This window comes from Prevotella marseillensis (genome assembly GCF_900625065.1).
GTDB classification, from domain to species: Bacteria; Bacteroidota; Bacteroidia; order Bacteroidales; family Bacteroidaceae; genus Prevotella; species Prevotella rara.
This window is the reverse complement of sequence record NZ_UYXY01000001.1, coordinates 193,237-216,254: the sequence shown is the minus strand read 5'-3', so window position 1 is coordinate 216,254 and position 23,018 is coordinate 193,237. Positions and strand designations below refer to the sequence as shown.

At 50.5% G+C, this 23,018-nt stretch carries 21 protein-coding genes; 12 read left to right on the top strand and 9 right to left on the bottom strand.

The window, feature by feature from the left end; all coding sequences use genetic code 11:
* Nucleotides 1–565: 565 nt before the first annotated feature.
* The 6 genes from EJL04_RS00955 to EJL04_RS00930 all read right to left on the bottom strand — a co-directional run bounded on the left by EJL04_RS00955 (nt 566) and on the right by EJL04_RS00930 (nt 7,113).
* The gene (locus EJL04_RS00955; protein ID WP_021853852.1) at nt 566–1,741 is read right to left on the bottom strand and encodes an MFS transporter; all 1,176 of its coding nucleotides are present in this window, start codon (nt 1,739–1,741) and stop codon (nt 566–568) included.
* A 231-nt stretch (nt 1,742–1,972) separates the two neighbouring features.
* Nucleotides 1,973–2,743, bottom strand: a complete 771-nt coding sequence (gene trmB / locus EJL04_RS00950) for a tRNA (guanosine(46)-N7)-methyltransferase TrmB (RefSeq protein ID WP_125105273.1) — start codon at nt 2,741–2,743, stop codon at nt 1,973–1,975.
* A 147-nt stretch (nt 2,744–2,890) separates the two neighbouring features.
* Entirely contained in the window at nt 2,891–3,913 is a 1,023-nt protein-coding gene (locus EJL04_RS00945) for a branched-chain amino acid aminotransferase (RefSeq protein WP_021853854.1), read from the bottom strand.
* A gap of 193 nt (nt 3,914–4,106) precedes the next feature.
* Complete coding sequence (xseB, locus tag EJL04_RS00940; protein WP_125103851.1) at nt 4,107–4,307, bottom strand: exodeoxyribonuclease VII small subunit; 201 nt, start codon at nt 4,305–4,307, stop codon at nt 4,107–4,109.
* Nucleotides 4,308–4,348: 41 nt separating this feature from the next.
* Nucleotides 4,349–5,698 carry an exodeoxyribonuclease VII large subunit gene (gene xseA, locus EJL04_RS00935; protein WP_125103850.1) on the bottom strand — a complete coding sequence of 450 codons (1,350 nt, stop codon included), beginning with the start codon at nt 5,696–5,698 and terminating at the stop codon, nt 4,349–4,351.
* On the bottom strand, nt 5,695–7,113 hold the full coding sequence (locus EJL04_RS00930) for a S8 family serine peptidase (RefSeq protein ID WP_125103849.1): 1,419 nt from the start codon (nt 7,111–7,113) through the stop codon (nt 5,695–5,697). The genes xseA and EJL04_RS00930 overlap by 4 nt, the downstream gene beginning before the upstream one ends.
* Nucleotides 7,114–7,815: 702 nt before the next feature.
* Here EJL04_RS00930 and EJL04_RS00925 point away from each other — a divergent pair.
* From EJL04_RS00925 to EJL04_RS00880, 10 genes are all read left to right on the top strand, one after another.
* Nucleotides 7,816–9,204 carry an MATE family efflux transporter gene (locus EJL04_RS00925; protein WP_125103848.1) on the top strand — a complete coding sequence of 463 codons (1,389 nt, stop codon included), beginning with the start codon at nt 7,816–7,818 and terminating at the stop codon, nt 9,202–9,204.
* Nucleotides 9,176–9,805, top strand: a complete 630-nt coding sequence (locus EJL04_RS00920) for a cytidylate kinase-like family protein (protein WP_125103847.1) — start codon at nt 9,176–9,178, stop codon at nt 9,803–9,805. The genes EJL04_RS00925 and EJL04_RS00920 overlap by 29 nt, the downstream gene beginning before the upstream one ends.
* Nucleotides 9,806–9,878: 73 nt before the next feature.
* On the top strand, nt 9,879–10,397 hold the full coding sequence (locus tag EJL04_RS00915; RefSeq protein WP_021853860.1) for a metallophosphoesterase family protein: 519 nt from the start codon (nt 9,879–9,881) through the stop codon (nt 10,395–10,397).
* A 51-nt stretch (nt 10,398–10,448) separates the two neighbouring features.
* Nucleotides 10,449–11,597, top strand: coding sequence for a dTDP-glucose 4,6-dehydratase (rfbB, locus tag EJL04_RS00910; protein WP_125103846.1), 1,149 nt, complete (start codon nt 10,449–10,451; stop codon nt 11,595–11,597).
* A gap of 92 nt (nt 11,598–11,689) precedes the next feature.
* On the top strand, nt 11,690–11,989 hold the full coding sequence (locus EJL04_RS00905) for a hypothetical protein (RefSeq protein ID WP_021853862.1): 300 nt from the start codon (nt 11,690–11,692) through the stop codon (nt 11,987–11,989).
* 3 nt (nt 11,990–11,992) lie between these two features.
* Nucleotides 11,993–13,153: a formate-dependent phosphoribosylglycinamide formyltransferase gene (gene purT, locus EJL04_RS00900; RefSeq protein ID WP_125103845.1), complete on the top strand. Its 1,161-nt coding sequence runs from the start codon at nt 11,993–11,995 to the stop codon at nt 13,151–13,153.
* Between the two features lie 19 nt (nt 13,154–13,172).
* Nucleotides 13,173–14,234 carry an acyltransferase family protein gene (locus EJL04_RS00895; protein WP_125103844.1) on the top strand — a complete coding sequence of 354 codons (1,062 nt, stop codon included), beginning with the start codon at nt 13,173–13,175 and terminating at the stop codon, nt 14,232–14,234.
* Nucleotides 14,231–14,641, top strand: a complete 411-nt coding sequence (locus tag EJL04_RS00890; protein ID WP_021853865.1) for a sugar 3,4-ketoisomerase — start codon at nt 14,231–14,233, stop codon at nt 14,639–14,641. Before EJL04_RS00895 ends, EJL04_RS00890 begins: the two co-directional genes overlap by 4 nt.
* Before the next feature lie 31 nt (nt 14,642–14,672).
* Nucleotides 14,673–15,770, top strand: coding sequence for a DegT/DnrJ/EryC1/StrS family aminotransferase (locus EJL04_RS00885; protein WP_125105272.1), 1,098 nt, complete (start codon nt 14,673–14,675; stop codon nt 15,768–15,770).
* Nucleotides 15,771–15,783: 13 nt separating this feature from the next.
* Nucleotides 15,784–16,704 carry a hypothetical protein gene (locus EJL04_RS00880; RefSeq protein ID WP_125103843.1) on the top strand — a complete coding sequence of 307 codons (921 nt, stop codon included), beginning with the start codon at nt 15,784–15,786 and terminating at the stop codon, nt 16,702–16,704.
* Nucleotides 16,705–16,822: 118 nt separating this feature from the next.
* On the opposite strand, the gene EJL04_RS00875 is transcribed toward EJL04_RS00880, so the two are convergent.
* The 3 genes from EJL04_RS00875 to EJL04_RS00865 are packed head-to-tail and all read right to left on the bottom strand — an operon-like array spanning nt 16,823 to nt 19,511.
* Nucleotides 16,823–17,413 carry a LutC/YkgG family protein gene (locus EJL04_RS00875; protein ID WP_125103842.1) on the bottom strand — a complete coding sequence of 197 codons (591 nt, stop codon included), beginning with the start codon at nt 17,411–17,413 and terminating at the stop codon, nt 16,823–16,825.
* Nucleotides 17,410–18,777: a lactate utilization protein B gene (locus tag EJL04_RS00870; RefSeq protein WP_053397476.1), complete on the bottom strand. Its 1,368-nt coding sequence runs from the start codon at nt 18,775–18,777 to the stop codon at nt 17,410–17,412. Before EJL04_RS00870 ends, EJL04_RS00875 begins: the two co-directional genes overlap by 4 nt.
* A complete protein-coding gene (locus EJL04_RS00865; RefSeq protein ID WP_021853870.1) occupies nt 18,774–19,511 on the bottom strand; it encodes a (Fe-S)-binding protein in 738 nt (245 codons plus the stop codon). Before EJL04_RS00865 ends, EJL04_RS00870 begins: the two co-directional genes overlap by 4 nt.
* Before the next feature lie 682 nt (nt 19,512–20,193).
* On the opposite strand from EJL04_RS00865, the gene EJL04_RS00860 reads away from it, so the two are divergent.
* Both EJL04_RS00860 and EJL04_RS00855 read left to right on the top strand, forming a co-directional pair.
* Nucleotides 20,194–20,829, top strand: a complete 636-nt coding sequence (locus EJL04_RS00860) for a lactate utilization protein (RefSeq protein ID WP_125103841.1) — start codon at nt 20,194–20,196, stop codon at nt 20,827–20,829.
* Between the two features lie 98 nt (nt 20,830–20,927).
* The gene (locus EJL04_RS00855; RefSeq protein ID WP_125103840.1) at nt 20,928–23,018 is read left to right on the top strand and encodes a DNA topoisomerase 3; all 2,091 of its coding nucleotides are present in this window, start codon (nt 20,928–20,930) and stop codon (nt 23,016–23,018) included.

Genomic DNA, 23,018 nt, shown 5'->3' with positions numbered 1-23,018 from the left:
ACCGGGCTATAGGCTGCATCCCGTTTAATCAAAATAATGGCACCAGCCGATAACAGACACCAACGTTTACATAAGTCAACTAAAATCAGACAAAGCCCTGCTTGAAGTCAACCGAAATCAGTAAATGGCAAGAAGTAAAACAGCAAAAAAAAGTTTTTTTTAAAAACTCATCACTCGTCACAACAGGCTTTAACTCACTGCAAGCCAACCATTTACCGTGTGACGAGTTGCATTTTCAACTCATCACAGAGCAGCATATAACATATTTTTAGCTGAAATTCCATATTCACAGAGCCACGTTACGGCTCAAAAACGGCACAGGACAGAGCGTTGTGACGAGTTGAAAAAGAAACTCGTCACACATCAACTCGCTATCAGCCAACAGGTTACAAGCGCATGTGACGAGTGATGAGTTTCTTTTAAAAAATATTTTTCAGTAATATCCATAAAGCAAAAGCATACCTTTCATGCTGCAATATGCCACATATTACACTCTGATATGTGGTCTTTCACAATATGACTTGCGGCCTTTTACATTTCAGACAACACTCTCCTGCCCCATAGCTCATCGCCTGGTGAACAGCGTTACGGCAAGTGAGGCCAGCGTGAGGCATACGCCTACGGCCACCACACCCGTCCAAGAGGCGGCATGCCAGCCCGTGCCGGCAAGGAATGTGCCGAGAGAACCTCCGGCAAAGTATGTTGTCATGAATATGGTGTTCACTCTGTTTGATGCTCCGGGGCATACCTCGAACATGCTTGCCTGATTGCTGAGCTGTATGCACTGCATGCCTATGTCGATGATTATCACGCCTGCTATCAGACCAACATAGGTGTCACCAAGAAACAGGACTGATGCCCATGCAAGCAGCATAAGCGCACAGCCAATGAAGTTGAAGCGGCGCACGCCTACGGTCCTGACGTGCTTGCCTACCGACGAGGCTGTCAGAGCCCCGGCAATGCCGCACAAGCCGAGAAAGCCCACCACGTCGCTGTCGGCATAGAACGGTGCCTGTGCCATCTTGAACGACAGACAGGCCCAAAGCGAAAGAAACGAACCGAAAGCCAGTCCGGCTCTTACGGAATATACGCGCAGGGCAGGATAATCGCGCAGCAGCGAGAAGAGCGACGCCATGAGCTTGGCATAAGAGCCCTTGAACGTAGGCCGTATGTCGGGCAATACCTTCATTACGACAAAGGCGCATACGAGCATCAGCCCCGACGCAATGAAATACATGGCGCGCCAGCCGAGCACATCGCCCACCACGCCACTGACCACACGCGAGGCAAGAATGCCGGTGAGCAGTCCGGAGATGACAATGCCCACGTTGCGCCCCTTATGCTCCGGACGTGAGAACTGCGAAGCTATGGGAACAAATATCTGCGGTATCATTGAGCCTACACCGGTAAGAAACGATGCTGCCCATATAACATAAATGCTGGTTGAGCAGGCTATGGCAAGGAGCGAGAACACGAGCACGCTGAAGTTTACGAGCACTATGTTCTTGCGGCGGCAGAGATCGCCAAGGGGGACAATGAAAAGCAGTCCGACGGCATATCCCACCTGAGTGATCATGGCTATGAGGTTGGAACTGAACTCGCTCACGCCCAGGTCGCGGCCTATCACGTTGAGCAGCGGCTGATTGTAATATATATTGGCAACTGACACACCTGCAACAATGGCAAGTGTCCACAAAATTCGGGCAGGAAGACCGCCGTTCTCTTTAAGTTCTACTGTCATCTTCGTTACAAAAAGTTATGTGCATGTAAAACATTCTTACAGGCATATCATTGATATAATATGAAAAGAGGCAGACATGACCGAAAAGATGTCTGCAAAAGACAAGGCACAAACACATGTCCATGCCATGACAGCAATGTCGATACACTGCCGCGTAAACGCACACCTGACTTTAGCACATTCGTGTATGCGCCAAAAGTCAACTGCCGCCAAGACAACTGCCGTGGCTCTCTACTTGCGCATGTCTACGCCGCTGCGGCGGGTGCGCTTATAGCTGCGGTAGTCGTCAACAGGAATTTCTACGTCGGGCTCTGCCATGTCGCATGCCGACGGAAGACGGAACTTCATGTACTTGATGTTGAGTCCGCGCTCAATCCACTGACTTTCATAATACGTCTGAATTGAAAGTATGCGCATGGTGTCGGCATCAAGTCCCTCGGCATGATAAAGGTCTGTGGTTGAGAACAACACCGGGAAGGCGTTGCGCTCTGTCATGTATGTGGTGTAGGTGAAAAGGAAATTGCTGTCGGTCTTGACATGCACGATGCCTCCGTCGACAAGGAAACGGCGATAACGCTCCATGAAGTATGTACTGGTGAGACGCTTGCGCACATTCTTCATCTGAGGATCGCTGAACGTGAGCCAAATCTCCTGCACCTCGTCAGGACCGAAGAAGCGGTCGATGATCTCGATGTTGGTGCGAAGGAATGCCACATTCTTAAGTCCGTCGTTAAGAGCCTGCGTTGCACCTGTCCACATACGTGCGCCCTTGATGTCTACACCGATGAAGTTGACATCCGGATATAGCCTTGCCAGCTCAACGGTGTATTCGCCCTTGCCGCATCCCAGCTCAAGCACAATGGGGTTGTCATTGTGGAAATACATGTCGCGCCAGTGGCCTTTCATTTCAAAAGGCACATTCTCAACGACCGAATAAGGGTATTGAAACACGTTCTCGTATCTCGCCATGTCGGCGAACTTAGCCAATTTTCCTTTGCTCATCTTAAAATAAATCATAATTCATAATTCATAAATCATAATTATTTGTCAAAAGACAGGCTATCGGTAATCAAAGAAATAGCCAATTATGAATTATGAACTATGAATTATGGATCAGTAATTTATAAATTATGAATTGTAAATTATCAATTATTCAATTACAACCTTTGTCCAGTTATGGATGTCAGGTTCTGTGCCATACTGTATGCCGCGCAACTTGTTGTAGAGCTTAGTGCTGATAGGTCCGGGCTTGCCGTCCTTGCTGATAACATAGCTCTTCTTGTTCTCGAGGTCGTCAATCTTAGAGATAGGACTGATAACGGCAGCTGTACCGCATGCACCTGCCTCCTCGAATGTAGCCAGCTCGTCTTCAGGAATCTGACGGCGCTCAACCTTCATGCCCATGTCTTCAGCCAGCTGCATGAGGCTCTTGTTGGTAATACTCGGCAGAATGCTGGTAGACTTAGGAGTAACGTAAGTGTTGTCCTTGATACCGAAGAAGTTGGCAGCACCACACTCGTCCATATATTTCTTCTCCTTTGCATCGAGATAGAACTCGCATGCATATCCGAGGTCGTGAGCCATCTTGTTGGCACGCAGAGAAGCAGCATAGTTACCGCCCACCTTATATATACCTGTACCGAGAGGAGCAGAACGGTCGAACTCGCGGATGATGACATAAGGATTAGTTGAGAATCCGCCCTTGAAGTAAGGACCTACCGGAGTAACGAATATCATGAAGAGATACTCGCTGGCAGGATGAACACCAACCTGTGCTGACATGCCGACGAGCAGCGGACGGATGTAAAGAGTTGCACCGCTCTCGTATGTAGGTATGTAATCCTGGTTCAGGCGCACTACCTTGGTAACCATTTCCTCAAACAGTTCTGTAGGAACCTCAGGCATCAGTATGCCGCGGCATGTGCTCTGCAGACGTGCCGCATTCTCATCCATACGGAAAACGCGAACCTTGCCGTCAGGGCAGCGGTAAGCCTTTAGACCTTCGAATGCCTCCTGGCCGTAGTGAAGACACGTAGCAGCCATGTGCATCTTTATATATTCGTCAGAGCAAACTTCAACTTCGCCCCACTTGCCGTCGCGATAGTAGCAACGTACGTTATAGTCTGTCGGAATGTAACCGAAAGGCAATTTTGACCAATCCAGATTTTTCATATTCATATTATTTTTAAAGTATACAACAAATTTTACTCAATCAACAAAGCCACTGGGGTTAACTATATGTAATGTCAGCCCCGGACTTACCAACGGCAAAAATAATAATAATATTACTAATCAGCAATTTTTATGACATAATTTATTAAAAATGTCATTTTTATGCTGTTTTGCCGCCTGCCTGCGGGCATGTTCAGCCGTTGTTGTCGTCCTGAAGTATTTTCTTTATGTCGCTGTCAGCCCGGCTGAGCTTGTCCTTACACAGCTTTATAAGCTTCTGGGCAGTCTTCAGCTGCTGGCTCAGGCTGTCTACGTCAAGCTCGTTGCTCTCCATCTTGGCGACAATCTCTTCAAGCTGTCTTACGGCCTCTTCATATTTCATTTCTTTAGGCATAGTATTTCGTATAATGATATGTTTATTTTTTTCTTTCAATGTTACGGATGTTTTCCGCCGGCAGCCACACCTTTATCTTTTGACGGCTTATCAGCTGCCTGCACCACAGACAAGGCTGAGCCATGGGCAAAGCGTGTCTCGATGACATCGCCCTCGGCAAGCGCGGAGGCGTCGGTAACGGCGCGGCCGTTGTGAAGCGTAACTGAATAGCCCCGGCGCAGAAGCAGCGAGGGGTCGGAGGCGGCCACACGCTGGGCAAGAAGCTGCACACGATGGCTCTCCACAAGCAGGCGGCGCGAGGCAAGCGGTGCGAGCGACGCACCGACAGACTCGATATGCGAGCGGCGAACAGCCAGACCCGACGATGCTGCAGCGCAAAGACGGCCGTAGAGCGAGGCGAGTGAGGCCTGACGCCTGGTGATGACAAGCGACGACAAGGAAGGTATGCCGGCAGCAAGACGCCCAAGGCGCATCGACTCATAGTCGAGACGGCGGCGCACAGCCGTAGTGATGCGGTCGCCGGCAGACATGATGCGGTCGGAAACACGCTTAAGATTTTCAATAAGGAATGCAGCGGCTGCCGTAGGCGTCTTTACCTTTGTGTTGGCCACCATGTCGAGCACCGACTCGTCGCGCTCATGACCAATGCCGGTGATGACCGGAAGCGGAAAGTTTGCCACATTCTCGGCAAGGGCAAGAGTGTCGAATCCCGACAGGTCGCTCGTGGCTCCTCCACCACGGATGATGACAACACAGTCGAACAAGTCGGCACACTCGTTGATGCGGTTGAGGGCAGCAATGACGCTCTGCTCAACCTGTTCGCCCTGCATGACAGCCTGAAACAGCTCAACGATAAAGTCGAAGCCATAGGCATTGTTGCTCAGCTGACTGCAGAAGTCGCCATAGCCTGCCGCCGTGGCACTGGATATAACGGCAATGCGCTGGGCGAAGAGCGGTATTGACAGTTCGCGGTTAAGGTCGAACACTCCTTCCTCTTTCAGTGTGCGCACTATCTCCATGCGCTTGCGTGCCATGTCGCCAAGCGTGAAAGTGGGGTCGATGTCGGTTACGATCCACGAAAAGCCGTAGTTCTCATGAAACTGTGCATGAACCTGCAAAAGCACCTTCATGCCGGCATGTATGCGTTCGCCCGTTACGCGCTCGAAATGCGGACGGGCAAGCATCCACGTGCTGCGCCAGCACTTAGCCGAGGCACGGGCAACGGGAGTGCTGCCGAACTCGTCTTTCTGCACCAGCTCCATATAGCAGTGACCGGCCGACTCGCGCACGTCTGCCAGCTCAGCCTCAACCCAATAGTCGCCGAGCATGCTTAGCTCGAGCGCATCTCTTACGAGCCGGTTGAGTTCAAGAAGCGATACGGTGTGTGTCATTTCGAGCGGTTTTGCTGCCGGCCCATGACGTAGGCACGCCAGAAGTCGGGCACGCCATAGCCGTAAATGTTGTCAGGAGTAGAATAATTGTCGGAACAACGCCTCACAAGGTCGATAATCTCCAATGCCGTCTTGTCGCGCAGCGCCTGCCAAAGACAGGCCACCATGCCCGACACCACAGGCGTTGAAAACGAAGTGCCCATATCCTTGATGATGGTGCCTCGCCCCGTGATAACCGACGCCGGACTGCCAAGGGCCATTATGTCGGGCTTGACACGGTTGTCGGCTGTAGGGCCTACGCTGCTGAAAGCGGCATTGCGCATGTTGGGACTCACGGCGCCTACGGTCAGTATGTCGTGTGCATCGGCAGGCACATTGATTTTCTTCCATGAAGACATGCCGTCGTTTCCGGCGCTGTTTACAAGCACTATTCCCTTTGACGCCAGCATCGAAGCTGTGGCGGATATCAGTGCCGTATGGCCGTCGAGCTGAGCATATTTATAATTGAACGAGCTGTCGTCGAAATCATGAAATCCTAAGGAGCTGCTAATAATGTCAACGCCGACGCTGTCGGCAAACTCGGCAGCTGCAGCCCAGTAGTCTTCCTCGGCAAGGCTCTCGCCTGTCTCGTCCTCACATCTCAGAAGCCAGTAAGCCGCATCGGGCGACGTGCCCACAAAGGTGTAAGGCACCTTTACGGCCATTACCGACAGCACTTTTGTGCCATGCTCCATCTCCTTGAAAACGCTCTTGGACTTCGGCACGACGAAATCTTCCCACCCGAGGATGTTTACATTCTGCAGACAAGGTATCAGATCGGTGTTCATGAATCCTCCGTCAAGAACGGCAATGGTGATGCCCTTGCCCGTAAATCCGTGATTATGCATGCGCACACCGCCTATCATTTCAACTTGCTCACGCGTAACGCCATAGTAGTTTTGCTCCACAGTGTCCCAGCGGTTAAACTCGGTGTGGTATTTCATTCTCGACGAAACCTCGCTGACAGAATCAGGCGACGTCCATACTTTCCTTACGTTTCTGACAAAAGGCAGCGACAACAGCTGCCTGACACGCTCGGGCTGCTTGCAGCGCACGAGCAGAGTGTTGTTCCACTTGCTGCGGCTAACCACCTCAACTCCGTCGGTACTTACGGCTGATATGTATGCAGGATTTATGGGCAGGTCGGTTGAGTCAACCTGCAGTCCCTGGCGTCTGCGGCGGTCGAGCGACTTCACCGATAGGTAATCTTCAGGACGAGCAAGGCTGTAAGGCGTGCCTGTCTTGTCCTTAAGCTCAACGCGGTACATGTATGTCTTGCCCCCGGGATATTTTTTCTTGCGTGCCCCGTCTGTGCCATAAGCCGACGAAGGCATGACAAGGGATAAAAGCATCAAAAGTGTTATAAGTTTTTTCATCTGCCTACATAAATTTAAGCAGATGCAAAGTTAGCTTTTTTAAGCGTAAACGCAAAGACTATGCAGGGTTTATTTTCGCGTTTTCCCTACAGCACCGGCAAGACCAGCCGATGCCCCTTAAGCCATGTTAAGACCACGACGGCACGTGCCGAAAATGTTAAAACGGCAACAGAAGAATGTTAAATATTAACACTTAACAGGGCCTTTACGGCATGCTTACCTGCGTATGGCGACAAGTATATACACAAAAAGCACAAGTTTTAAGCACGAAAAGCAGTGTATCACGATGCAAAACATGGCCTTTCGGAAGCCAAAAGACGGCCTTTTGCAAGACAGGACAAGGTTAAACGGCAGGCAGTTTCATACATCATGAATCAAGACAGAAGGCCAGAAGTTCACGGAAAGGACATAAAATATGACAGAAAGAACATTCTGCACATAAACAAGCCGTAAACGGCCATGGCCAAATCACACAAAAAGCAGCAGGAAACAGACTGCCGCAGATTTTCTGACAACGAAACTGCTGCAGGGCAAAACAGGCAATTTAGTTAACAATTATCAACTCAGGAAATGACACACATATTATAAAATAATGACAAAATCATGCGCCGCGAAACAAAATAAAACAGCTTTTTACAACTTTTTGCTTTGTATTTAGGCCAACATGCAGTAACTTTGCACAGAATAAGATTGGTAAACATTATGGATAATAAACAAGCAACACTTGAACTGGGAACGAAACCGGTCGGCAAACTGCTTATGCAGTATGCCCTTCCTGCCATCATAGCGATGACGGCAGCCTCGCTGTACAACATGATCGACAGCATCTTTATCGGCCAGGGCGTGGGTCCGCTGGCCATATCCGGACTGGCCATCACCTTTCCGCTGATGAACCTTTCGGCAGCGTTCGGAGCAGCCGTGGGCATAGGTTCGTCTACATGTATCTCCGTCAAGCTTGGCCAGAAAGACTACCGCAAGGCTGAGCTTATATTCGGCAACAGCATCGTGCTGAACATCATCGTCGGAGTGGCATTCGGCATAATATCGCTGATGTTTCTCGACCCGATACTCTATTTCTTCGGCGCGAGCGAGAACACAATACCCTACGCACGCGAATATATGCTGGTGGTGCTGGCAGGAAACGTGTTTTCGCAAACATTCTTCGGCATGAACGCCATACTGCGCGCCGTGGGCAAACCGCGCCATGCCATGTTTGCCACGATGTCGTCCGTAGTGCTCAACACCGTCCTTGCGCCTATATTCATCTGGCCGCTGAAGATGGGCATACAGGGCGCCGCACTTGCCACCGTGATATCTCAGGTAACGGCACTTGCATGGCAGCTATGGCTGTTCAGCAAGTCAGGCGAGATAGTACACTTCAAGAAAGGCATCTACAAGCTAAGGAGCAACATCCTGAAAAACATCATAGGCATAGGTATGTCGCCCTTCGCCATGAACGTATGCGCATGCATCGTGGTGATATTCATCAACACCAGCCTGTATAAATACGGCGGCGACATGGCAGTAGGCGCCTACGGCATAGCCAACAAGGTGGCCTTCGTGTTCATAATGGTCACGATGGGCCTCAACCAGGGCATGCTCCCCATAGCAGGCTACAACTACGGAGCACAGCGCTTTGACAGACTTATGAAGGTGCTTAAATGCGCAATAATAGCAGGAACCGTCATTACAACAACGGGATTCCTCATTGTGCACATCTTCCCTTACGAATGCGCACGCCTGTTTACGACAGACGCCGAACTGATAGACAAGGCCATGAGGGCCATAAAGATCAACATGGCAGCATTCCCGTTCGTGGGATATCAAATGGTTGTAACCAACTTCTTCCAAAGCATCGGCAAAGCCAAGATAAGCATATTCCTGTCGCTGTCACGACAGATGCTGTTCCTGCTGCCGCTGCTTATCATCCTTCCGCAGTTCTTCAAGCTCGACGGCGTGTGGATGTCGCTGCCAACAGCCGACACAATAGCCTCGCTCATGGCTGCCGTGATGATGACAAAATATATGAGAAAATTCAAAAAACAACATAACGCCATAGCTTATGGAAACCAAGAAGAAAATAATAATTAACGTAGGAAGACAGCTCGGAAGCGGCGGAATGATTATCGCCAAGATGCTCGCAGACGAATTCGGATGTAAGTTTTACGACCGCGAGCTGCTGAATCTAGCCGCAAAGGAAAGTGGATTCAGCGAGAAGTTTTTCGAGCAGAACGATGAGAAAAAAGGATTTTTCAAGTCGCTTTTCCACATGCACGTACCTTATATTTCAGACAACTGCTTTTATAACAACAAACTGTCGCAGGAAAGTCTGTTCCAGTTTCAGAGCGACGCCATACGCAAGGCCGCAGAAGCCAACTCGTGCGTGTTCGTGGGCAGGTGTGCCGACTATGTGCTGCGCGACTTCGACAACATGGTAAGCGTGTTCATCACAGCCGACATCGACGAACGCATAGAGCGCATATGCAAGAGACACAACTGCAACAGGGAAGAGGCCAAGAAGATTATAGAGAACAAGGAAGACAGCCGCTCGTCTTACTACAACTATTACACGGGCAAGAAATGGGGGCACAGCACATCATACGACCTGTGCATAAACTCAAGTCTGCTCGGCATCGAAGGCACGGCCGGATTCATTAAAGAGTTTATCACAAAAAGCCTCGACCTGAAATAAAACTTATGCAGCACGGCATGACCACAGCAGAATGTGCCGGCTGCACACTGCACAAACAAGTCACAGACAAAGAATGAAACGCATAGGAATAATAAGCGACACACACGCCTACTGGGACGACAAATACCTGAAATACTTCGAGCCGTGCGACGAGATATGGCACGCAGGCGACATCGGGTCGCTTGAGGTGGCACAGAAGCTGGCAGAATTCCGCACTCTCAGAGCCGTCTACGGCAACTGCGACGGGGGCGACCTGCGACGCATGTTCAGGGAGACTCTGCGATGGAAATGTGAGGACACCGAAGTGCTCATGAAGCACATCGGAGGCTACCCGGGCAACTATGACGCAAGCATAAGAGGCTCGATATATGCCATGCCGCCACAACTCTTCATCAGCGGACACTCGCACATACTTAAAGTTAAATTCGACAAGACGCTCAATCTGCTGCACATCAATCCCGGTGCAGCAGGCCTGCAGGGATGGCATAAAGACCGCACACTGATAAGGCTCACCATAGACGGAAGCACGTTTAAAGACCTTGAAGTGGTAACACTGTCTGACCCAAGAAAAGCAGACGTACACAATTTTTAGGCGAAAACTGAGTTATCTTAAATAAGAATACTAACAATTAAAATCAATAATATGAAAACTTATCTTGTTACCGGAGCTGCCGGATTCATCGGCTCAAACTTTATTAAATATCTTCTTTACAAAAAATATAAGAAAGAGGAGATTAAGATTATAGTGCTCGACCTGCTGACATATGCCGGCAACTATGGCACGATAAAAGACGACATCGACGGAAAGAGATGCGTGTTTGTGCACGGAGACATCCGCGACAGAGAACTGGCAGACAAGCTGTTTTCAGAAAATGACATCGACTATGTCGTAAACTTTGCTGCTGAAAGCCACGTTGACCGCAGCATAGAGAATCCGCAGCTGTTCCTCGAGACCAACATACTCGGCACGCAGAACCTGCTCGACGCTGCAAGAAGGGCATGGGTTACGGGCAAGGACGAAACAGGATATCCTGTATGGAAAGCCGGCAAGCGATTCCATCAGGTCAGCACCGACGAAGTGTACGGCTCGCTGGGCAAGGACGGTTTCTTCACAGAGAACACGCCGCTCTGCCCCCACAGCCCTTACAGTGCGTCAAAGACAAGTGCCGACATGATCGTGATGGCCTATCATGACACATACCACATGCCCGTGTCTATCACAAGATGCTCTAACAACTATGGCCCTTACCACTTCCCAGAGAAGCTTATTCCGCTGATAATCAACAACATACTCGAAGGCAAGCAGCTGCCCGTATACGGCAAGGGAGATAACGTAAGAGACTGGCTCTACGTTGAAGACCACTGCAAAGCAATCGACCTCGTGGTGCGCGAAGGCAAGGAAGGCGAAGTGTATAATGTCGGAGGCCACAACGAGATGACAAACATCGACATCGTTAAACTGACCATAAAGACCATACACGACATGATGGCCGAAGACAAGGAGCTGCGCAAGATACTGAAGAAACAGGTGAAAGACGCTGACGGCGAGATAGCCATCGACTGGATTAACGACAGCCTTATCACATTCGTCAAAGACCGCCTGGGCCACGACCAGCGCTATGCCATCGACCCGACAAAGATAAAGAACGACCTGGGATGGTATCCTGAGACGATGTTTGCCGAAGGAATTGTGAAGACGATTAAATGGAACCTTGACAACCAGGAATGGGTGAAGGAGGTTACGAGCGGCGACTATCAGAAGTATTACGAACAGATGTATTCAAACAGATAACCCAAAAACGATGTCAGAAAACGTGAAAACGAACTGCGTTTCCTGACATCTTACAAATCAAACATAATAACAACAACTTTTCATTTATCAAGATGGACGCACTGTCACAAGAGCTTCAGGATTTTCTGATAAGGCTCGGTAAAGAGCCTCACTGCGTGAGTGAGAAGGTGGAACACTACATTAAGCACATCATGCACCTTATCTACGCCGACGACGAAGCCGTGCTTCAGCAGTATTACGGACTGTTCGGCAACGACGTCAAACCGCTCGAAGACATAGCAAAGGAACATGGCGTAAGCCCCGAAACAATGAGAAAAATCATAGAGGCAAATGTAAGAAGAATGGCCGTGTCGCCTGAATGGCAAATGGTAAAACAACTAATTAAAGAATAAACAATGAAGAAAATATTGCTTTTAGGCTCGGGAGAACTGGGCAAGGAGTTTGTAATTGCGGCAAAACGTGCCGGACAATATGTTATAGCATGCGACCGCTATGCCAACGCTCCGGCCATGCAGGTGGCAGACGAAAGCGAGGTGTTCAGCATGCTCGACGGCGATGCGCTCGACAAAGTGGTGAAAAAACACCAGCCTGACATCATCGTTCCGGAAATAGAAGCCATACGCACAGAGCGCCTTTTCGACTTTGAGAAAGAAGGAATACAGGTAGTTCCGAGCGCACGTGCCGTGAACTTCACCATGAACCGCAAAGCTATACGCGACCTGGCAGCAAAGGAACTCGGACTGAAAACTGCCAAATATTTTTATGCAAAGACGCTCGACGAACTGAAGGAGCACTCAAAAGAGATTGGTTTCCCGTGCGTAATCAAGCCGCTCATGTCGTCATCAGGCCACGGTCAGAGCATCGTAAAGTCGGCAGATGAACTCGAGACAGCCTTCAATGCAGCCATGGAAGGCAGCCGCGGAGACGTCAAGGAAATAATAATCGAAGAGTTTATACACTTCGACAGCGAATTTACGCTCCTTACAGTTACACAGAAAGACGGCCCTACTCTCTTTTGTCCACCGATAGGACACGTACAGAAGAGCGGCGACTACCGCGAAAGCTGGCAGCCGTTTGCACTGAGCGAAGCCGACCTTAAGGAAGCGCAGCACATGGCAGAAGCCGTTACAAAGGCGCTGACAGGAGCCGGAATATGGGGCGTGGAATTTTTCCTTAGCCGCGACAAGGGCGTTGTATTCTCAGAACTTTCACCCCGTCCGCACGACACAGGCATGGTAACGCTCGGACACACACTCAACCTCAACGAGTTTGAACTGCACTTCCGTGCCGTAATGGGACTGCCTATTCCGGCCATACATCTTGAGCATGCAGGCGCAAGCGCCGTCGTTCTGGCAAAGGAGGAGGCAAACCACGAACCAGAATACAACATGCTCGACGTGCTGAAAGAGGACTATACACGCCTGCGCATCTTCGGAAAGCAGGAACAGCACGTGAACAGACGCATGGGCGTAGTGCTCTGTTACGGCGATGCTGATGCTGACACAACAGCACTGAGAGACAAGGCCAAGCGACTGGCAGAAACCGTAATAAGATAACGGAGACACAACAAAAAGAATGATAGAGACATTACAAGGCTGCAGAATAATATTCATGTTTCTGATATTCATGTCACATTTTACATGGATGAACTCAGAAGAATTTTGTTTTGGAGGCGATTGTGGAGTCTCTTTCTTCTTTATGTTAAGCGGCTTTGTGCTGTGCCATGCACACGGGAAAGAGGTAACAGACAGCAGATTTGGCCATAAAAGGTTTATCCTCAGACAATTATCCAAGATATATCCGCTGCACATTGCCACACTGCTGGCTACAATATTAATAGGAATAAAGGCCGGCATATATCCCGGCATAGGCAATCTTGCACTAAATGTAACGTTGCTTCAGAGCTGGATACCAGACCCCGACATACATTTCGGTTTCAACAGTGTGTCGTGGTTTCTGTCAGACATCATGTTCTTCTACCTTATGTTTCCGTCGCTCGTAAGATGCACGATGAAGGCTAAGAAACGTCATCTTACATTCAGAATCGCAGCTGTTGCAGCTGCATACATATGTGTTCAGACCGCCGTACCAGAGGAAAAGACAAACAGTCTGCTGTATGTCTCGCCTGCACTGAGAATCATCGACTTTGCAATCGGCATTATTCTATACCGGCTCTACACGTCAGATTTCACGAAATCTGCTGTCAGAAGAATAAAAGCAGGCGGCAAGCTGCAAGCCGGGCTAATTGAATGTGCGGCTATAATAATGATGATTGCCACCTATGCCGTATATCAGACGACCGAAGAAAGATGGCGCTGCGCAAGTCTGTTCTGGCTGACCATGCCTGTATTTATTTACATAATGGCAACTGCAAACGCAACAGGCGGATTCGTGGCAGACATTCTTAAAAGCAGAACAGCATTATGGCTGAGCCGACTGACAATGGAGATTTTCATGACGCACAAGATTGTCATAGACGTAATTAAATACATCCTGATAAAAATTGGCGCAGATCCCGGCTATACAGCAACCTGCCTTTTATGCATAGGCGTAACGGTTGCTACAGCTTATCTGACAGAAAAATATTTTGTAAGACATACGAGCAATTACCTGAAAAGAAAAATATTTAAGCCATGAACAAAATAATTGACCTTCCGAAAATAATCGACCCGAGAGGCAACCTCACCGTTACTGAGGGCGAAAACCATATACCATTTGCCATTAAACGCACTTACTGGGTGTATGACGTACCGGCAGGAGAAAGCCGCGGAGGGCATGCACACAAGGAATGCAAAGAGTTTCTTGTAGCCATAAGCGGAAGCTTCAGCGTTACGCTTGACAACGGAAAGGAGAAGAAGACATTTCTTCTTAACCACCCATATCAGGGACTTTTCATCGACGTGAACATCTGGCGAACGCTCGACGACTTCTCATCCGGAGCTGTATGCCTTGTGCTTGCTTCTGAAAGATTTGAGGAAGAAGACTACATACGCGACTATAACGACTATCTGGAATACGTCAAGGACAAGTCGCAAGAGCTATAACATGCAAGCAAAAAATGTAAAGATGAACAAGATTATAAAATATTCTGACCTGACAAAAAACACCGAAAGATACTCATCTGAAATTGAAGAAGCCGTCAAGAGGGTGGTAAACAGCGGATGGTATCTGCGCGGCAAGGAAACAGAACGCTTTGAACACGACTTTGCGTCATACATAGGCACGGCTCACTGCGTGGGCTGCGGCAACGGACTCGACGCGCTCACGCTCATTCTGAGAGCCTACATAGAGATGGGCGTAATGACGGAAGGCGACGAGGTTATCGTTCCGGCAAACACCTATATAGCATCGATACTGGCCGTTACGGAAAACAAACTGGTGCCTGTACTGGTTGAACCGGACATCGAGACACTGCAAATAGACGACAGACTCATAGAGCAGGCCATAACCGAACGCACCAAAGCCATAATGATTGTGCATCTTTACGGACGCTGCGCATACACCGAGAAGATAGGCGAACTGTGCAGAAAATATAACCTGAAACTCATTGAAGACAACGCACAGGCACACGGATGCATGCACAACGGCATACGCACCGGCGCACTGGGAGATGCCGCAGGACACAGCTTCTACCCGACAAAGAACCTCGGCGCACTGGGAGACGCAGGCGCCGTGACCACAAACGACAGCAAACTTGCCGACATGGTGCGCTCGCTTGGCAACTATGGTTCAGCCAGAAAATATGTATTCGACCACATAGGACGCAACAGCCGCATAGACGAACTGCAGGCTGCCGTGCTTGACGTCAAGCTGAAATATCTTGACGAAGACAACGAAATGAGAAGAATAAAGGCGCTGCGCTACATAAATGGCATCGACAACAAGAGCATAAAAGTGCCGTCAGAAGGATATTGGGAGAACAGTGTTTTCCATATTTTCCCCATTCTTTGTGAAAAGCGCGACGAACTGAAAGCCTATCTGAGCGGGCACGGAGTGCAGACAGAAGTGCACTACCCCATAGCACCTCACAGGCAGAAATGCTACGAAAGCTGGGCCGGGATGCAGCTGCCGGTAACAGAACAGATACACAGACAGGAACTGAGCCTGCCCATGAGCCCTGCACTCGACGAGAAGGAACAGGACTACGTGATAGAACTTCTCAACAACTTTTAAGCAGAAAAGCCGTATGCAACTATACGAAGTTACAGCCGAAGAATATGCTCAGGCAGGATTTTATGCCCATGTCTACAACACGCCGGAGTTTTCAGAGCTTAACAAGGCCAAGACCAGCGGCCTTCACTACATTCTGATTAAGGACAACAAGACCAGATTCTCGATTGTTCTCGGCGAGAAAGGCGACAGCATGTGCAGTCCGTTCTCTGCCCCATACGGCGGTTTCAACATGAAGACGCCGCAGCGCATTGCCTACATGGACGAGGCCGCCGCCCTGCTGAAAGACTGGGGCAGAAGCCATGACAAGAAGATAAAGATAACGCTGCAGCCGTCGGTCTACGACAATACGCAACTATCGAAATGGGCAAACGTGATGTTCAGAAACGGCCGGCTGACCAACATTGACCTCAACTATCACTTCGACCTGTCGAGATTTCCGCATTATGAAGACTTCATAGACCGCAGCGCACGCAAGAACCTGCACAAAGCCATGGCCGAAGATTTCGTAATATCTCATCTCGACAGCAGTAATGCCGACGACATATCGAGGGCATACGGCGTGATAAGCATCAACCGGAAGGAACACGGCTATCCGCTAAGAATGAGCCTGCAGAATGTTGCCGACACGGTGAAAATAATTGATGCCGACTTCTTTGTGGTGTCGCACAACGGCACCGACGTGGCTGCCGCACAAGTGTTTAAGGTAACGGACGACGTGGCACAGGTGATTTACTGGGGCGACTTGAGGCAATACGCCAACCTAAGGACGATGAATTTTCTTGCATACAAGGTCTTCGAATACTACTATCAAAAAGGCTTCAGGATTCTCGACATCGGCCCGTCGACCGAAGACGGGGTGCCCAACAACGGTCTCTGCGACTTTAAGGAGGCCATAGGATGCTCTGTAACGCAGAAGCTCTTCTTCGAACTCTGACGCCTACGATAATCATAACAAGCAAAAAAGTAAAGCCCAAACCGGTTATTACTCTTTCTGAAAGATGTAATATAACAACCGGTTTGGGCCTAATTTATGTATTGTAGACTACAAAATTTCAGTCTGTAAGTATCACGGTTACGCCTCGCGCAGCCTGCGCTCCCATGACAAGAGCCTGCGCGATGTCGGCCGTCTTGGACGGTCCTGATATGAACGAGCCGTAGCCATAGTCGGTAAACTGTATGCGCTCGTATGCCTGATGCATGTTGCTCACGATGCTCTTGCGGCTGAGCAGTATGACAAGATATTCAGAGATAAAGCATACGGCCTTCTCTTTCATGGTCTGCGGAATCCACACACAGCCGTTCTCTGCCACTCCTATTTCGCCCCTTACAATGCCAACGTCGGTTCCGTTGAGGTCCTGCGCCCTATCAACGGTGTCGGGATTGCGGTCGGCAATGGTTATTTCGGGCAGACTGCTCGCAAACACCTTTGCCTCGGGATACAGGCCCTTGATAACACTATTTATGTCGTCGCCGGCGGACAGGTCTACCACATGGCTGCCCACATTCTCGCTCATGGCTACAAACTGCGCCAGAGGATTGTCGTACTCAACACCCTTCAGAGTGCCGAAGTCGGGCATGTCATACTGCCCCGTAACCTTCATGTTGCGGCGGTATCTTGAAAGTATTTCTTCCTTCGTGCTCATTTCACTTCTCCTTTCTTCCACATTGTCTGGAACGATTCGCGCGGGAACTCAGGCATCTCATGCCCTATGCCCCACCCGTTAAGTTTGTTATACATCAGCAGTCGCGGCAGATGGTTGGCCAGCGGCGCAAATCTGAGCGACGTGCTGTAGAGGCCCGGATGACCGAAGAGATACTCCATGCCTGCCGACATGGCTTTCTTCATCGGGTCTGCCTTGCCTAGCGAGTCGAGGTTCTGACGCCATCTGTATATCTGTTCCGACAGGTTCACCTTAACGGGGCACACATTGTCGCACGAACAGCAGAGCGAGCATGCGCTCACGTTGTCGGAATATTTAACCGGGCTTTTCAGCATTCCGAGGTTTATTCCGATAGGTCCCGGAATGAAGTATGTGTATGAATAGCCTCCGCTGCGGCGGTAGACGGGGCACGTGTTCATGCAAGAGCCGCAGCGTATGCACTTCAGCGTCTCCCAGTGTTCCGTGTTCGCTATGATGTCGCTGCGTCCGTTGTCCACCAATATTATGTGCATCTCGCCGTCCGGACGCGCCTTGCGGAAGTGTGATGTGAAGGCTGTTGTAGGCTGACCTGTAGCCGCGCGGCAGAGCAGACGCTGGAACACTGCCAGCGAACGGTAGTCGGGTATCACCTTCTCGAGGCCCATTGCAGCTATATGCAGCTTAGGCACAGAGGTAGACATGTCGGCATTTCCCTCGTTGGTGCACACCACGATGTCGCCCGTGGCGGCAACGCCGAAGTTGGCGCCCGTCATGCCTGCGTCGGCCGTCATAAACTCGTTGCGCAGGCTTATGCGTGCCTGGTATGTAAGATATGTGGGGTCATAGTTGCCCTTCTCGCTTCCGAGCACGCGCTCAAAGAGATGTCCCACCTCTTCCTGCGTGATATGTATGGCCGGCACTACGATGTGGCTCGGCTTCTGCTTCATAAGCTGAAGGATGCGCTCGCCGAGGTCTGTCTCAACGACGTCTATGCCGTGCTGCTCGAGAAAGGGGTTCATCTCGCACTCCTCCGTCAGCATCGACTTGCTCTTCACGAGCTTCTTCACGTTGTGGGACGTGAGTATTTCAAGCACAATGTTGTTAAACTCTTCTGCGTCTTTTGCCCAGTGAACCTTCACTCCGTTCTTCTCGGCATTTGTAGCAAACTGCTCAAGATATTTGTCAAGATGCGTTACGGTGTGGCGCTTTATGGCGCTGGCCGTGTCGCGCAGGCGTTCCCACTCGTCTAGTCCCATGGCCATGTTGTCGCGCTTGTCGCGCAGTGCCCAGAACGTGGCGTCGTGCCACTTGGCGTTCTCTCCGTTCTTCAGGAACGTCTGTGCTGCTTTTCTGTGTAGTGTGCTCATAGTCCTGCCGCTAAAATTTGTACGATGTGAATAAACTTTATGTCCTTCTGCTGCCGCTTTGCCACGCCCTGCAGATGCATCAGGCACGAGCTGTCGGGGCCTGTTATATACTCAGCGCCCGTGGCCATGTGGCGTTCCAGCTTGTCGATGCCCATCTGTGTAGACACCTCAGGCTCCTCAACCGAGAACATGCCGCCGAATCCGCAGCACTCGTCAACGCGCTCCGGCTCGCAGACGGTTACGCCTTCCACGAGAGACAGCAGGTCCTTGAGCTTTGAATATTTAGGGATATTGCGCTCGCTGGGCGACGAAAGGCCAAGCTCGCGCACTCCGTGGCAAGAGTTGTGCAGACTTACCTTATGATAAAACTTGCCGGGCAGCGACTTTACCTTCAGTACGTCGTGCAGAAACTCGCAGATGTCCATTATCTTGTCTGACGTCTCGCAGAAATGCTTGCCCTGAAGCAGTCTGGGATAGTTGAGCTTTACAAAAGCCGCACAACTGGCCGAAGGGGCCACCACATAATCGAAACCCTTGAAGATGTCCTCAAAATGCTCGGCCAAGGGCACAGCCTTGCTCTCAAAGCCGGCGTTTGCCATAGGCTGGCCGCAGCATGTCTGCTTTAGCGGATACGTTACGTCTACCTGAAGATGCTTCAGCAGCTTGTAGCAAGCCACCGCCACCTCAGGATACAGCGCATCGACATAGCAGGGAATAAAAAGTCCTGTTTTCATATCTTTTGTATTTTTCTTGTCCGCACGCGGCGACTGCAAAACTACATGCCAAGAGCCTGCCACGCATTCGGGCGCAACCATCTTAACCGCCGGCAAAAAACATTTCAGTCATTGTGCGGAGGCTGCATGCCCACCGCAAAGGTAATAATTTTAAAGCGAACGACAAGCACAACGGGACGACAAACTGAGCCTCTCTTGCGCAAAGAAAATCACTTTGGCAGCACAATGCTCCAGACTGCAAAACCGACATTGCAGACTAGCACCGACACGACGCATCCAGAGCCTTCACTGCAGACCACGCCCTCGCAGGCATGACGGCACCGGGCAGATATGGCACGCCGGACGGACGGTTTGCAAAAGGTGGCCTTTCAGACTGCAAAAGGCCATGTTTTACGCTGCAAAAGGTGCCCTTTTGCAACGTAAAACGGCACCTTTTAGAAACCATCTGATTATCAATCACTTACAAAGGCATATTTTATCCGTTTCCGACCGGCGTGAACCTGCCCGTAACATGCGTACGGCAGGAGTGTTTCAGCTGTCCTGACGTCGCGCCGACGGCGGCTTTATATATAATAGGTGGAAAGTTTTTTTATAAACAATGCTTAAAAGTCAACGATGTATGAAGCAATTTTATTAATTTTGCACTCCTGTTTCACACCAAACATATAATTACAGAAACATTATGACACCTAAAGAGATACGCAACGAGAAGCTCGCTGCAAAGATGATTAAGAACCTGAAACGCCGCAATTTTGAGGCTTGTTACTGCGCCACGGCGGCCGAGGCCGTAAAGGCTGTGTCGGCCATGATTCCCGACGGAAGCAGCGTTACGTGGGGCGGCTCGATGACCATAAGGGACATGGGACTGACAAAGGCCCTGCACGAAAGAGGCCTGAAGGTGCTCGACCGCGACGAGGCCAAGACGCGCGACGAGGCGCAGCAGATTTACCGAGAGGCTTTTTCGTGCGACTACTATCTGTCGAGCGTCAACGCCATAAGCGAAGACGGAGTGATAGTGAACATCGACGGCAACGGCAACCGCGTGGCAGCGATAACCTTCGGACCCAAGCACGTGATATTCGTCGTGGGACTCAACAAGGTGGCACAGGATGTCCAGAGCGCACTGGCAAGGGCACGCTCTACGGCAAGTCCGATTAATGCGGCACGCTTCGACATCAAGACTCCGTGTCTGACAGACGGCGTATGCCATAACTGCAACTCGCCCGAGAGCATCTGCAACTATATCCACTTCACACGCAACTCTCATCCGGCAGGACGCCACACCGTGGTTCTCGTCGGCGAAGACCTGGGCTACTGATGCACTTCTGCCGCCGCAGGCAACGGCCATACTGCCCAACCTGTGCGACAGCATCATCTCACATAAAACAAAAAATACATCTTATAAAAGCATAATATATGATTGTCTGCATTGCAGAGAAACCAAGTGTAGCAAAAGACATAGCACGAATCCTGGGCGCAACAAAGCCGTGCGACGGATTCATGGAGGGCAACGGCTATCAGGTTACATGGACCTTCGGTCATCTATGCACCCTGAAAGAGCCCGACGACTATACGCCCCTATGGAAGAGGTGGAGCCTGAGCGCACTGCCGATGCTGCCTCAGCGGTTTGGCATAAAGCTGATAGACGATGCCGGCATCCGCAAGCAGTTCTCGGTGATAGAGAAGCTCATGCAGGCAGCAGACAGCATAATAAACTGCGGCGACGCCGGACAGGAGGGTGAACTGATACAGCGATGGGTCATGCAGAAGGCTCAGGCCAAATGCCCCGTCAAGCGTCTGTGGATATCGTCGATGACCGACGAGGCCATACGCGAGGGATTTCAGTCGCTGAAAGACCAGAACGAATATCAGCCTCTGTATCTCGCCGGACTGAGCCGCGCCATAGGCGACTGGATTCTCGGCATGAATGCCACAAGGCTTTACACGCTAAAATACGGACAATACAGGCAGGTGTTGTCCATCGGACGCGTGCAAACGCCCACCCTCGCACTGATAGTGAACCGGCAGAAGGAGATAGACAACTTCAAGCCGGAGCCTTACTGGGTGTTGTCAACGATATACCGCGACACGCTGTTCACGGCCACTTCGGGCAAGTTTACCAGCAAGGAAGAAGGCGAGCAGTCGTTCGACAAGATAGCAGGCAAGCCCTTTGTCGTAACCGACGTGCAGAAGAAAGCCGGCAAAGAGGCTCCCCCGCATCTCTACGACCTTACGTCGCTGCAGGTAGACTGCAACAAGAAGTTCTCCATGAGCGCCGAACTGACGCTCAACACCATACAGTCGCTCTACGAGAAGAAGCTCACCACATATCCCCGTGTGGACACTCAGTATCTCAGCGACGACATCTATCCCAAGTGTCCCGCCACCCTCAAGGGACTCAGGGGCTATGAAGCCTTCACGCTTCCGCTTGCAAACGCCAAGCTGCCAAAGAGCAAGAAGGTGTTCGACTCGTCTAAGGTAACCGACCACCACGCCATCATCCCCACCGGCGTTCCGGCTTCTAACCTCACCGACCTCGAGCGTAACGTCTACGACCTGATAGCCCGCCGCTTCATCAGCGTGTTCTACCCCGACTGCAAGTTCTCCACAACCACCGTCATGGGCAAGGTTGAGGACGTTGACTTTAAGGTCAGCGGCAAGCAGATAAACGACCCGGGATGGCGCGTTCTGTATGACAAGGAAGCGCAAAACGCAGACAACGATGCTGCAAACAACTCCGACGAGGAGCGCACATTGCCGGCATTCACAAAGGGAGAGAGCGGCCCCCATACGCCGACACTCACCGAGAAATGGACCACTCCGCCCAAATATTACACCGAGGCAACACTGCTCAGGGCGATGGAAACGGCTGGAAAGTTTGTCGACGACGAGGAGTTGCGTGCCGCCTTGAAGGAGAACGGCATCGGAAGACCGTCTTCGAGAGCCAACATTATCGAGACTCTGTTCAAGAGACGCTACATCAAGCGCGAAAGAAAAAACATAGTTGCCACTCCTACGGGCATAGAACTCATTGACACCATTAAGGAAGAACTGCTCAAGAGCTGCGAACTCACGGGTATATGGGAGAAGAAACTGCGCGACATTGAGCACAAGAAATATGACGCCGGACAGTTTATCAACGAACTGAAAGAGCAGATCACCACGATAGTCAACGACGTTCTGGCCGACAACAGCAACCGTCACGTAACAATAATGAGTGACGAAGACATGAAGAAAAAGACGCAGAAGAAGGCGTCGAAACCAAGAAAGAAGCCGGAAAGCAAGACCGTAAAGACTGCCGAAAAACAGCCTGACGCAACGCAGAATGCCGATGCGGCACAGACAGCCAAGCCCGAACCGGCACAGCAGACGATGCAGGCCGACGACTCGATAGTAGGCTCTGCATGCCCAATATGCGGCCAGGGACATATCATAAAAGGCAAAACGGCCTACGGATGCAGCCGCTGGAAAGAAGGATGCACATTCAGACTGCCTTTTAAACAATAA